Origin of the sequence: Acinetobacter sp. KB005 (assembly GCF_049949095.1) — a bacterium.
GTDB lineage: Bacteria > Pseudomonadota > Gammaproteobacteria > Pseudomonadales > Moraxellaceae > Acinetobacter > Acinetobacter calcoaceticus.
The window spans coordinates 175,709-188,411 of sequence record NZ_CP188191.1; the positions used below are offsets into that span (position 1 = coordinate 175,709).

The window sequence follows — 12,703 nt, forward strand, 5'->3', positions numbered from 1 at the left end:
TTCATAAGAAAGGTAGAGTAACTTTATTGATCTGGGATTTCAGCTTCAACTAATAAGGTAAGTAAAGATAAGGATTCTTGCCATCCTAAGTAGCACGCTTCCACAGGAATAACTTCAGGTATTCCTTCTTGAGTAATATGTACTTCTGTACCTACTAATACCGTTTTTAATGTAATGGTGACCTGCATAGTCCCGGGTAAATTAGGGTCATCAAATTGGTCGTTATAGCGAATTAATTCATTTGGAACTAATTCAACATAGGTTCCACCAAAAGCATGTGTTGAACCTGTCGAAAAATTGGTAAAACTCATTTTGTATGAGCCCCCCACACTTGAATCAAAACTATGGACCTTTGCGGTAAAACCATGAGGTGGTAACCACTTTACTAAAGCATCTGGATCTAAAAATGCACGATAAACACGCTCGGCTGGTGCCTTAAACACTCGATGAAATTTCACTGTACCTGTTGCCATCATTATTCTCCTTATTTTAATTTCCTTTGAATTATCGAAATTATGTTTATTAGCTTAAACCTTAGGATTCATTCGAACGTATATTTTTGGTGTTTTTTTAAACAATAAAGCTATCTTTTATGCAAAATCAAAATACAAAAACTATGGCTGATTTTTTAGTAAAAATGGAGCAAAATAGTCGGCAATCATAAAGAAACATATTGAATTTGAGATTAATCATGAGTCTGCTCGCTTTCTCCTCATATGCTTTAAACGGTGTAGATGCACAAAAGTTTTTACAAGGCCAAGTTACTGTAGATACTGAACGTTTAGCTGAAAATGAAACACGCTATACAGCCATCTGTGATCTTAAAGGTCGTATCCACTTTGGCTTGTGGTTAAAAAAGATTAATGCTGAAAGTTTTGAAATTGTAGTTGCTCAAGATCAAGCAGAAGAGTTTGCCAAACATATTAAAAAATTTGGTGCTTTTTCGAAAATGACTTTGAGTGAACAAGGTCCTGCTTTTCCAAAAATCTCTGGTCATCAGACTGAGTTTTCTGCACTAGAAACTGATATTTCTGAATGGCAAAAACAAGCTATTCTTTCTGGCCAAGCTTGGATTACACAGGCAACAGAACACGAGTTTCAACCTCAAGAATTACGTTTACATCAACGTGAAGGCGTTAATTACGATAAGGGCTGTTACCTAGGTCAGGAAATTGTGGCGCGCCTTTGGTTTAAAGCAAAACCAAAACACTGGTTACATCTAGTGCAAGGTACAGGTGAAGCACCTGCAGCGAAAGCTCAACTTCATAACGATATTGAAGTCGTCAATAGTGTTGCAAATGAGGAAGGTTATCTTGCTTTAGTTGTGGCTAAACCTGCTGCTCTAGAAGAGCTAGGCCTTCAAGTTCTTGATTTACCTGAAGCCTTAAGCGGTGATGTTGCCAGACCACAATAACTCATTATTTGCTTAAGTTGGAAAGCCCACCTATAAACTTGTGGGCTTTTTTATAGATACAAAATACTAATGAATTCATTAAATTAGAACGTCAATTTTTTAAGTTTTATATGCCATCATTAACCCTGTTGAAATTAAAGAGAAAAAAGATGAAGACTAAACTTGCTACACTCATGTTGAGTTTGGCTATTTTCGGTTCTGCTCATGCTGATGTTAAAACACTTGAACAAAATCTTAAGACCAATTATCCAGATTTGCCTGTAAAAGGTGTTTACCAATCTCCTGTACAAGGCATTTATGAAGTGTATACAAGCGGTCGTATTGTTTATACCAATCAAGATGCCAAGTACTTTTTTGTCGGTAATTTAGTCGATATTAAACAACAAAAAAATATGACTGATGAACGAATTGCCGAATTAGGTAAGATTGATGTTAAAAGCTTACCGCTTAATCAAGCGATTAAATACGTAAAAGGAAAAGGCGAACGTACGATCTATATCTTTAGTGATCCTGATTGTCCATATTGCCAGCGCCTAGAACAAAATATGGTTGGGGTTGATAACGTAACGGTATATGTTTTCCTTTACCCTCTCACCAGTTTGCATCCAAACGCTGAAAAAGTTTCAAATCAAATCTGGTGTTCAAAAAATCCAGCAGAAGCTTGGACGAACTATATGCTTAACCGTAAGCTACCTACGACCAGCAAAAACTGTTCAACACCAATCCAGAAAAATATTGCTTTCGGTAATAAATTAAATATTGATGGAACACCCACCCTGTTCTTGCAAGATGGTCAAAGAATTTCTGGTGTACCAAATGATGCCAAGCAAATTGAAGCATTACTCCAGACAGCAAAATAACAGTATCACCCACTCCGTTTTATTAACGTGAGTGGGTATTTTTTCTCCACAATTTGCCCAAAGTGCAGTGCTTCATATACAAATCGGCTGTTTACTTTCAGCGTTCAAGATTTATGATGAGAACTTGAAACTATTTAATGCATCAATGGAATGATGTAGCTACGAAGTAAAAGGTTAAAAAGAAATGAAGAAATTACTAATCGCAAGCCTAATCACTCTTTCAAGTGCATCAATTTTCGCAGCAGATAACACTACGACGGTTGCTAAAACAGATGCTTTTAAACAAGCTGAACAACTCTATGCAGCAAAAAATTACCCAGCTGCATTTCAGGAAATGCAACGCCTAGCTCAAACAGGTAATGCCCAAGCCATCTATAACTTAGGTTACATGACCCAAACTGGGCAAGGCACAGCAAAAGATTCTTCTAAAGCCCTTAAGTATTATGAAGATGCATCTAATAAAGGCTACGCACAAGCGAGTTACACACTCGCTCAAATCTATGAGACAGGCGAACTAGGCGTTGCCAAAGATAGTAATAAATTCAGTCAATATATTCAAAAAGCATCGGCTCAAGGTTCTGATGATGCGACTGTAAAAATTGCTACGATTTTATTTGCTCAGAAAAAACCGCAATCACATCAAATCGCTCTGCAAAAGTTAGCGCCTTTAATTAGAAAGGGCAACTACCCAGCGATTCAGGTCAAAGCGCTTTATGATATTAGCCAAGGTGTGGAAAATAAAAACCCACTCATGAAACGTCAAGGTATTGAGTCTTTACAATCAATTGCACAAAAAGGTTATGCACCAGCTTCTATGGCTTTAGCGACCATGATGGCCAATGGCAATATCATTCCACAAAATTTGCCACAGGCTAAAAAGATTTTTACTGAGTTAGCTAACCAAAATGTTCCCAATGCTAGAGAGTCTTTAGCTTCGGTTGATAAAATTATTGCAGAAAAAAGTAAACAACCAGCCACTGCTCCAGCACAACCAGCCCCGAAAAAATAGTGAATGACTTAAGCCCCGCAAGGGGCTTTTTAATTTACCACCACAAAGCGATAAGTCCACTCACCCCAAGAAAACCAACAACTGTACTAATCATTAAAGGTGTTAAGGCCTTTTCATTTAAACCGTATGCTTGTCCAAAAATTCCAAAAGCAATTGGCATCGGTAAAGCAGCAATTAATGTTCCAGCGTAAAGCATTTCACGGCTTACATCTGGGGTGATTAAAAAGAGTGCAAAAATAACAGATGGCATCAGGATAACTTTAAATGTCGCCAACAAAACACTTTGCATGTTTACTGTTGTAATTCCAATTCCAACTAAGCTTCCCCCAATTGCAAACAAAGCCAAAGGTGATGCCGTGCGCCCAAGTAGCTCCAAAGACTGATCAAGAGTAGTAGGAAGGTTAACATCTAAAAGAATGCATCCCATCCCAACCAAAATAGCGATAATCACTGGATTCTTGAGTAAATTCAAAAAGGTTTGTTTTAAAAGCGGTAAAAGATTCTGTTGTTGATGTAAGCCGGCTTCGGCCAAAATCAGCATGAGTGCCACAATCAATAAATTTTCAATGATTAAGGTTAAAGAAATATAAATCGCAGCGTGATTGCCAATCAACATAGTCAAAATAGCAGTTCCCATGAACCCAGTATTGGACATCGAAGCTCCCATCGCAATTACGGCGCTATGGGTTAAACTATTTTTAAAATATTTTCGATAAAGAATAAAAGCTAAGAAAAATAAAATTAAAGACCCACCACCATAAGCAAGAAAATAAGCAGGATGCCAAATGTCTTGTAAGTTTTTATTTACTAAAGAATGAATTAAAAAAGCTGGTAAAGAAATTTTAATCACAAATGCACTAAGTGCCCGGATCTGTTCAGGCGTTACCAATTTGATGAGAACACAAACATAGCCCATCAATAGCAATATCAAGATAGGCAAAATAACCTGAAAAACCACCGAACCACCTCACTCATCTAAAGAAAAACGGGCAAAGATGACTTTGCCCGATACAGTTAAAAAGAATTAAAAAGCTGTTTTACCCCGTGAGGTTGGCAACGTAAATATTGAGGTGCTATTTTAACTTCCGCGCCTAAAGCTGCTGCTGCATGCCAAGGCCATCTTGGGTCATATAACATGGCACGAGCAAGACCAATTGCATCGGCCTGATGCGAAGTAAGGATACTTTCTGCTTGTTCAGGTTCTGTAATCAGCCCTACAGCAATGACTGGAATAGACACATGTTTTTTCACTTGCTCAGCAAATGGAACCTGATAACCAGCGCCAATCTTAATAGATTGATGTTCGTGTAAACCACCACTAGACACATGCACATAGGCTGCGCCCAACTGTTCTAAAGCTTTTGATAAACCAACTGTAGATTCGATATCCCAGTGTTCTACACCGTCCAACCAGTCGGTCGCAGACAATCTAACTCCCACTGGGTAACCAGCAGGAACAGCGAGTTTAATCGCCTGAAGAACCTCAAGTGTCATGCGCATACGGTTTTCTAAAGAACCACCATATTCATCTGTACGCTGGTTCGCAATTGGCGATAAGAATTGATGTAATAAGTAACCATGCGCAGCGTGAACTTCGATTAACTCAAAGCCAGCTTCTACGGCACGTTTTGCTGCTGCTGCAAAGTCTTGTTGAACTTGTTTAATTTCATCAATGGTTAAAGCATGCGGTGCAGCATCATGAACGGAAAAGGTACTTTCACTTGGGGCAACAGTTTGCCAACCATGTGGCTGATCTTTTGCAATTTGCCCCTTCCCTAACCATGGTTTTTCAGTAGAAGCCTTACGACCTGCATGCGCTAACTGAATTCCAAATGGCATGGGTGAAAGTGTTCTAACCTTCCCCAATAACGTTTTGATTTGGTCACGTTGCTGATTATTCCAAAGTCCAAGGTCAGCATAACTAATACGCCCCTCAGCTTGTACAGCAGTCGCCTCTACTATACAAAGCCCTGCACCAGATAATGCATAATTTGCCCATTGCTGTTCGTGCCAATAGGTCACTTCACCGTCATCTGTTGCCGAATATTGGCACATTGGGGCAATTACAATTCTATTGACCAGTTGTAGTGAATCAAAGTTAACCGTTTCAAATAATTTTGCCATTTTTAATTCCTAGAATTGCTTAATTACACGTAAACCTGCGCTCCAGTTACGTCCATCCGCTGGCTCAAAGTAGCGGTCATTACCGTCATTTACGATCACTGAACCTGCATAGTTTTTATCAAACAGGTTATCTACACGGGCAAAGCTATTCACTTTCCAGTAGCCCATTACCCATGCATAACCTACATTAGCTGAGGTTACACTGTAGCTTGGCGCTGCGTCACTGTTGGTATCATTCACGTATACTTTATCCATATACTGTACATCTATACCACCATATAGACCGTGTGATGGCTGCCAAGCTAAAGAAGCATAAGCTTGGTTTTTAGCAATTCCAGGAATGGCATTCCCTGATGGAATTTGAGCAACACTTCCTGAGGCTGGAATATTCGCATCAAAGGTTGCATCTAAATATGTATAGCTTGCAGTCGCTGTTAAATCTCGCCACAACTTTTTATTCCATGCAAACTCTACGCCTTCACGTAAGGTTTTATCGGCATTACGGAACGTTGATCGGCCATTTGAGTTACCCGCAGAAACAATGTCATCTTTGGTTTTAGTTTGGAAAACTGCCAAAGTAAAATCACCCAAATGATTTTGTGACTTTAAGCCTGTTTCATAGGTATCACTTGTTGATGCTGTTAAATCAAAATTAAAACCACTTTCTCCATCTCGATGGTATGCCATTTCAGTAAAAGTTGGTGTTTCAAAGCCTTTGGCATAACTCACATAGGCCATAAGTTCAGGTAAAATTTGCCAGCTTAACGCAGCAGAAGGCAAAACTTTATTGTAATCAGTCTTACCACTATCATCACCGTTCACAGTCCCGTACTGATCAGGCCCTGAAGTGAAATGATCTTTTGATTTGTAATGCACATTGCTATAACGCACACCTGTATCTAAACGCCATGTGGGCAAAAACTGCCATGAAGCTTGTAAATAGGGGTCAATATTCCACAAAGTATTGTCTTCATCACGGCGTAAATTACCTTTAACACCATAAACATTATTTACATTAAAATTTTCAAAACCTTTGCGGTCCTCATCCATCATATCAAGTGCAATACCTACACTAATCGTCGTATTCGGCAATAGTTCTTTACCAGTCCAACGGAAGTCAGCACCATAATAGTTACGCTCAAAATCAATTACCCCACCAGCATGTGTAGGACTTTTTTGACCTGAGTAAATAGGTTTACCATCTTTTAGCGTTACTTCACCTTTTGGAATCGATTGATATTGTGTCACCTGACGATTGCCTAAATATGCCATCGCATAGAGTTCATTTTTATCATTAATCGGCTTAGACCACGTCACGCCAGTTTGAGTTTGTTCAATATCTTTACGGACATTAAATTGCTTTAAAAATGGAACTTGTTGCTTTGGGTTCGCATTCCACTGGTCATGCGTTAAACCCTGTGGATCATCTGCATGGATTTTGACATAGTTGGTCACCCAGTTAATTTTGCTGCCATCATCAAGATTCCAACTGAGTTTTGCATTGTTTAATACTTTCTCTGCACCGCTATGTTCTCGGTAACCATCGGTATCGAAATATGATGAACTAATAACATAACTTGGTTCATTCGCACCCTTTGCCCCACCTTGTAGCACAAGCCCAGCTCGACTTTTATCATGACTTCCGCCCGAATAACTCAGCTCAATCGAGTCTTTACCCTGCCCTTCTTTAGTAGACGTTAAAATCGTCCCACCAGATGAGTTTCCGTAAAGTGAAGAGAAAGGTCCTGTTAGAACTTCAACATGGTCCAGACTACTTAAATCGATATTAGAGGTTTGACCTTGTCCATCTGGCATCGTTGCTGGAATCCCATCAACATACAGGCGAATACCTCGAACACCAAAAGTTGAACGTGCACCAAAACCACGCATGGAGAGCTGTAAATCTTGTGCATAATTTTCACGATTACGAATCTGTAAGCTCGGTATGCCTTTTACAACTTCAGTTAAATTTACTTGTGAAGAATTATCAACTTGAGGTGCATCAATTCTAAAAACCGAAGCAGGTGTTTGCAAATAGGTTGTATCGGTACGCGTTGCTTCCACATGTAAAATTGGCAATACCGTAATGTCTTGAGCTAAGTCATCTGCCCAAACGAGTGGGCTAGAAATACAGCCCATACTCATCAAAATACAGTAATGAAGTCGGTCTAAGCGTAATAAGGACATGCTTATTTCCTTTATTTATATTGTAGTTATGATAACAAAAAGCAGTGTCTTGTCTGGATATTGAATTCGCTCTGCATTGTTTTAAATCTGGAACACACTTAATCACTATCAGAGAATTTACTACCTACTTTAATTAACGACTTAAAGAGGGATGATCTTTCCAGCAATATCGTTCAGGCCAATCTTTTGCCTCTTCGGCATAGTCAATTCCTATACGTGGTGTCATCACCACTTCAGGCTGCGTTGATGCTGCTTCAATCCATAGCCCAGATTCTTCACCTAAAGTTTGACCTTTTAAACTTCGATCAATTCCTAAATATCGTGTGAGTTTGCCCGGTCCAGCTAAAAGCTTATATTCTTTTTTGGTTGAAGCACCATTCAAAAATGCAGAACGAATCATTACCCCTTCAGGGATGCCTTCTGTCTGGGTAATGAGATTGAGCATTTCATACATGCCATAAATTAAATAGACATAAATCGTGCCACCTGAACCATACATCACATCTGTTCGAGATGTACGTTTATCATTGTAGCTATGGCAAGCTTTATCTCGAATTCCTAAATAAGCTTCGGTTTCGGTAATCGTACATTGAATGACGTGTCCATCAGCTTGTCGCTTACATAACACGCATCCGATTAAATCATGAGCAACCTGTGAAGTTTCACGTTGAAACCAGCTTAATGGTAAAATATCTGACATAGTAATCTCTGAAATATTACATACCACACGATATACTTGATTATTCCAGTATATCTGTTAATTCTGCGAGTTGGCGATGCCTGAGTTACCCGAAGTCGAAACAACTAAAACCAGTTTATTTCCCTTATTGAATCAAAAAGTTCAAAGTGTAGAAGTACGTAACCCGAGCTTACGCTGGGCAATACCAGATGATGTTCAAAAACTTGTTGGGCAACGTCTTATTGGATTAAATCGACGCTCAAAATATATCTTGGCAAACTTTGAACAAGATCAAATGCTTTGGCATTTAGGAATGTCAGGCAGCTTCCGCTTGTGTCAGCCAAATGATGAGCTGAGAAAACACGATCACTTCATCATTCGCTTTGAGGAACATGAGTTACGTTATCATGACCCACGTCGCTTTGGCTGCATTCTCTGGCTAAACTCTGAAACACAAGGGAAATTAATTGATACTTTAGGACCTGAACCTTTAAGTACTGACTTTAATGCAGAATATTTAGCTTCAAAACTTAAAAATAAATCTGTCGGCACAAAAATTGCAGTTATGGATAATCATGTTGTGGTTGGTGTTGGCAATATTTATGCAACTGAAAGTTTATTTAATGTCGGGATCCATCCCGCACAACCAGCTGCGGACCTAAGCCTTGAACAAATCGAGAAACTGGTGATCGAAATCAAACGGATTTTAAAGTCTGCTATTGATTTGGGCGGTTCGACCTTACGTGATTACAGCAATGCCATGGGTGAAAATGGTTATTTCCAACAGACCCTTTTGGCATATGGACGTGCCGGACAGATGTGTGTTAACTGTGAAACCACATTAGAAAACTTGAAACTTGGACAACGTGCAAGTGTATTTTGCCCAGAGTGCCAACCCCTCAAAAAGCCCAATAAGCTCTAATTTTCAGAGGAAGTCATAATGCAAACAGCAATCGTCCGACATATTCTGGTCAAAGATAAAGACTTAGCTGAACAGTTAAAAAAGAAGCTACAAAGTGGCGCTGACTTTGCCAAACTTGCTAAGCAATATTCAACTTGTAATTCAGCAAAACGCGGTGGTGAATTAGGCGAAGTCAAAAAAGGACAGCTGGTACCAGTGATTGATAAAGTGGTATTTACAGCCGCTGAGCGTGTACTACAAGGACCAATAAAAAGCCAATTTGGTTATCATCTTTTAGAAGTTAAATTCAGAATGAGTAGCTTACGTTGATTCCATTATTTTAATTGTGGTTTTCAGAAGCTTGAGCCTGTGCATTCAGTTGATATGTCCAAGCTTTGATCTGTTCACCCGACTCAAGCTTCACATCAGCTATGACACGTTGATATTGAAAACCTTCAAAATCATCAAGCATTTGCCAGTTTCCTGCCAGTTTTTCTGTGCTAAACAGATAACCCTCTACCCAATCGGCTTTTGCGTCTAAAACAATTGCTTTTAAGCCTTTATCGGGTCCCCAATCTAAAATATGAATCACACCACGCACAGTGGCTTTTGTCCAGTTACCGCCAATCTGCTCTAAAATATGAGCATTTGCTTTATTTGGGCATAAGGTTCCATACACAAAAAGCTGATTCATTTATTTATACCCCTTTTACAATATGTGTAATTGAACTGATTGGTAACCTTTCAATTTTATCAATATCTTTAGCCCAACATAAAATACTTAGTAATAAAAAACGGCACCTTTAGTACCGTTTTTTATTACTTTAGAAGATTGTTAAGCTTGCTTTTTCAACTCATCACGAATTTCACGCAATAATTGAATATCTTCAGGAGTTGCAGCCGGTGCTTCTGGCTCTTCTTTATTACGGCGAAGTTTATTTAATAATTTCACCATTAAGAACACAACCCAAGCCAAAATAATAAAGTTAATTAAAATGGTGAGGAAATTACCATAGGTTAAAACATTGATACCTGCTTTTTGCAAAGCATCTAAAGATTGCAGATTGGTAGGGTTTGCTCCTAGAACAATGAATTTCTGCGAAAAATCAACACCACCACCCGTAATTACACTGATTAGCGGCATGATAATATCTTTTACTAAAGAGTCTACGATTTTGCCAAAAGCACCACCAATAATCACACCAATGGCTAAATCCATCATATTGCCTTTCACGGCAAATTCTTTAAATTCTTGAATAATACTCATCTAAACATCTCCAGATGTCGGGGGTTAAAACACGTTATATTTTTCTTTTCATTGGCATCTTATCCATTTAGATAGTAATCGCCATGATATTGATAATTTAATATTTTTATCAAAAAAAGAAAGTTATTTCACACTTTAACAACATATTAACTGATAAGAAAAATATGATTTTAAGCTTAGTTTAATTTCAAATATAACGATTAAAAAAACCGCTAAATTAATTTAGCGGTTTTTTCTTTTTCACTTAAGAAAAATTATTTATCACGGTTACGTTTACGTTCGTTTTCAGTCAAATAACGCTTACGGATACGAATTGACTTTGGAGTAACTTCAACTAATTCATCATCTTCAATGAATTCAAGCGCTTGTTCAAGCGTGTATTCCATTGCAGGTGTTAAAGTTAATGCTTCATCAGTACCAGATGCACGAACGTTAGTTAACTGTTTCGCTTTAGTTGGGTTAACAACCATATCATCTGAACGAGAGTTAATACCGATGATCATGCCTTCATATACTTCTAACTGTGGCTTCGCGAATAAACGACCACGGTCTTGAAGTGTAAATAATGCATAGCCCAAGCAAGTACCTTGAACCATTGAAATCAATACACCATTTTGACGTTTCGCAACAGTACCCGCTTTTGCTGGACCATAATGCGAGAAGCTTGATGTCATGATCCCTGTACCAGAAGTCATGGTCAAGAATTCAGAACGGAAACCGATCAAACCACGTGAAGGCACAGTTGCTTCGATACGGATACGGCCTTTACCGTCAACTTCCATATTGGTCATTTCACCTTTACGGAAGCCCATTTGTTCCATAACAGAACCTTGGTGCTGTTCTTCAACGTCAAAAGTTACGTTTTCGTAAGGCTCTTGTTTTTCACCGTCGATTTCTTTCATGATTACTTGTGGACGTGACACGCCCATTTCGAAACCTTCACGACGCATGTTTTCAATTAGAACTGAAAGATGAAGTTCACCACGACCAGATACTTTGAAACGGTCTGGACTGTCAGTATCTTCAACACGTAAAGCTACGTTATGGATTAATTCGCGATCTAGACGTTCACGGATATTACGTGAAGTTACGAACTTACCTTCTTTACCAGCAAACGGAGAGTTGTTTACTTGGAATGTCATAGATACTGTAGGTTCATCTACAGATAAAGCTGGTAATGCTTCAACATTTTTCGGATCACAGATTGTGTCAGAAATGTTAAGCGCATCAATACCAGTAATACATACGATATCACCAGCAGATGCTGAATCAACATCAATACGCTCTAAACCATGGTAACCCATGATTTTTAAGATACGGCCGTTACGTGTATTGCCTTCTTTGTCAATTACAGTAACAGGAGTATTTAATTTTACTGAACCACGTTGAATACGACCAACACCGATAACACCTACGAAGCTGTTATAGTCAAGTGAAGAAATCTGCATTTGGAATGGACCGTCAGCATCAACTGCTGGTGGTTCAACGATGTCTACAATCGTTTCAAACAACGGCGTCATGTCTTCTGCAAGTTCTTCAGGTGCAGGACCTGCAACACCACGTAAACCTGATGCATAAACGATTGGGAAATCCAATTGTTCATCAGTTGCACCAAGGTTATCAAATAAATCAAATACTTGATCGATAACCCAGTCTGGACGCGCACTTGGCTTGTCAACTTTGTTAATAATAACGATTGGTTTTAAACCACGAGCAAACGCTTTTTGAGTTACAAAGCGAGTTTGTGGCATTGGACCTTCTTGAGCATCAACAAGTAGTAATACGCAGTCAACCATCGACAATACACGTTCTACTTCACCACCGAAGTCGGCGTGTCCCGGGGTGTCGACGATGTTGATACGATAAGTTGTATCAGTACGTTTATCTAACCAAGTAATAGAAGTGTTCTTTGCAAGAATGGTAATACCACGCTCACTTTCAAGCGCGTTCGAGTCCATGACACGCTCAATCTCGCCTGCTCGGTCACCGAGAGCACCTGATTGCTGAAGAAGTTTATCGACAAGTGTGGTTTTCCCGTGGTCGACGTGCGCAATAATTGCGATATTACGGAGATTTTTGATATCTGACATGAAAATTCGAAACGCCTGAAATTTGAGGGCAAATTATACAGAAAAACACTACTCTTGAGTAGTGACAGTTTATTGACATTGACAAAAAAAATTTCTAATAGCCTGTATTTCGTTTTGTAAAGATAGTTATCTCGATTAGAATAGCGCCAATTTGCGAAATTGCGGCGTACCT

The 12,703-nt window shown here is 38.9% G+C and carries 13 protein-coding genes and 1 pseudogene; 6 read left to right on the forward strand and 8 right to left on the reverse strand.

Going from position 1 to position 12,703, the window contains the following annotated elements; genetic code table 11:
* Positions 1–23 precede the first annotated feature (23 nt).
* A complete protein-coding gene (locus ACPF64_RS00875; protein WP_005050025.1) occupies positions 24–476 on the reverse strand; it encodes an SRPBCC family protein in 453 nt (150 codons plus the stop codon).
* Positions 477–515: 39 nt separating this feature from the next.
* Between ACPF64_RS00875 and ACPF64_RS00880 the strand changes: the two are divergent.
* From ACPF64_RS00880 to ACPF64_RS00895, 4 genes and pseudogenes are all read left to right on the forward strand, one after another.
* Positions 516–578 (forward strand): annotated as a pseudogene (locus tag ACPF64_RS00880) (hypothetical protein); the annotation flags it as partial.
* 113 nt (positions 579–691) lie between these two features.
* A complete protein-coding gene (locus ACPF64_RS00885) occupies positions 692–1,414 on the forward strand; it encodes a YgfZ/GcvT domain-containing protein (RefSeq protein WP_005036286.1) in 723 nt (240 codons plus the stop codon).
* 149 nt (positions 1,415–1,563) lie between these two features.
* Positions 1,564–2,274 (forward strand): DsbC family protein, encoded by a 711-nt coding sequence (locus ACPF64_RS00890; RefSeq protein ID WP_045435444.1) that lies wholly within the window; start codon positions 1,564–1,566, stop codon positions 2,272–2,274.
* Positions 2,275–2,458: 184 nt separating this feature from the next.
* Positions 2,459–3,283 (forward strand): tetratricopeptide repeat protein, encoded by an 825-nt coding sequence (locus ACPF64_RS00895; protein WP_426455213.1) that lies wholly within the window; start codon positions 2,459–2,461, stop codon positions 3,281–3,283.
* 34 nt (positions 3,284–3,317) lie between these two features.
* On the opposite strand, the gene ACPF64_RS00900 is transcribed toward ACPF64_RS00895, so the two are convergent.
* From ACPF64_RS00900 to ACPF64_RS00915, 4 genes are all read right to left on the reverse strand, one after another.
* Entirely contained in the window at positions 3,318–4,241 is a 924-nt protein-coding gene (locus ACPF64_RS00900; protein ID WP_426455215.1) for an AEC family transporter, read from the reverse strand.
* A 56-nt stretch (positions 4,242–4,297) separates the two neighbouring features.
* Positions 4,298–5,407, reverse strand: a complete 1,110-nt coding sequence (locus tag ACPF64_RS00905; protein WP_426455217.1) for an NADH:flavin oxidoreductase/NADH oxidase — start codon at positions 5,405–5,407, stop codon at positions 4,298–4,300.
* A gap of 9 nt (positions 5,408–5,416) precedes the next feature.
* Positions 5,417–7,594, reverse strand: coding sequence for a TonB-dependent receptor family protein (locus ACPF64_RS00910; RefSeq protein WP_426455219.1), 2,178 nt, complete (start codon positions 7,592–7,594; stop codon positions 5,417–5,419).
* Between the two features lie 133 nt (positions 7,595–7,727).
* Entirely contained in the window at positions 7,728–8,294 is a 567-nt protein-coding gene (locus tag ACPF64_RS00915) for a DNA-3-methyladenine glycosylase (protein ID WP_426455221.1), read from the reverse strand.
* Between the two features lie 76 nt (positions 8,295–8,370).
* On the opposite strand from ACPF64_RS00915, the gene mutM reads away from it, so the two are divergent.
* Together mutM and ACPF64_RS00925 are read left to right on the forward strand one after the other, a co-directional pair.
* Positions 8,371–9,195, forward strand: a complete 825-nt coding sequence (mutM, locus tag ACPF64_RS00920) for a bifunctional DNA-formamidopyrimidine glycosylase/DNA-(apurinic or apyrimidinic site) lyase (RefSeq protein ID WP_426455223.1) — start codon at positions 8,371–8,373, stop codon at positions 9,193–9,195.
* 18 nt (positions 9,196–9,213) lie between these two features.
* Positions 9,214–9,504 (forward strand): peptidylprolyl isomerase, encoded by a 291-nt coding sequence (locus tag ACPF64_RS00925; protein ID WP_003655265.1) that lies wholly within the window; start codon positions 9,214–9,216, stop codon positions 9,502–9,504.
* 10 nt (positions 9,505–9,514) lie between these two features.
* Here ACPF64_RS00925 and ACPF64_RS00930 read toward each other — a convergent pair whose 3' ends face one another.
* The 3 genes from ACPF64_RS00930 to typA form a co-directional block, all read right to left on the reverse strand.
* Positions 9,515–9,868, reverse strand: coding sequence for a gamma-glutamylcyclotransferase family protein (locus ACPF64_RS00930; protein WP_045435460.1), 354 nt, complete (start codon positions 9,866–9,868; stop codon positions 9,515–9,517).
* A gap of 141 nt (positions 9,869–10,009) precedes the next feature.
* Complete coding sequence (gene mscL / locus ACPF64_RS00935) at positions 10,010–10,441, reverse strand: large conductance mechanosensitive channel protein MscL (protein ID WP_045435462.1); 432 nt, start codon at positions 10,439–10,441, stop codon at positions 10,010–10,012.
* 254 nt (positions 10,442–10,695) lie between these two features.
* Positions 10,696–12,531, reverse strand: coding sequence for a translational GTPase TypA (typA, locus tag ACPF64_RS00940; RefSeq protein ID WP_005036264.1), 1,836 nt, complete (start codon positions 12,529–12,531; stop codon positions 10,696–10,698).
* Positions 12,532–12,703 lie beyond the last annotated feature (172 nt).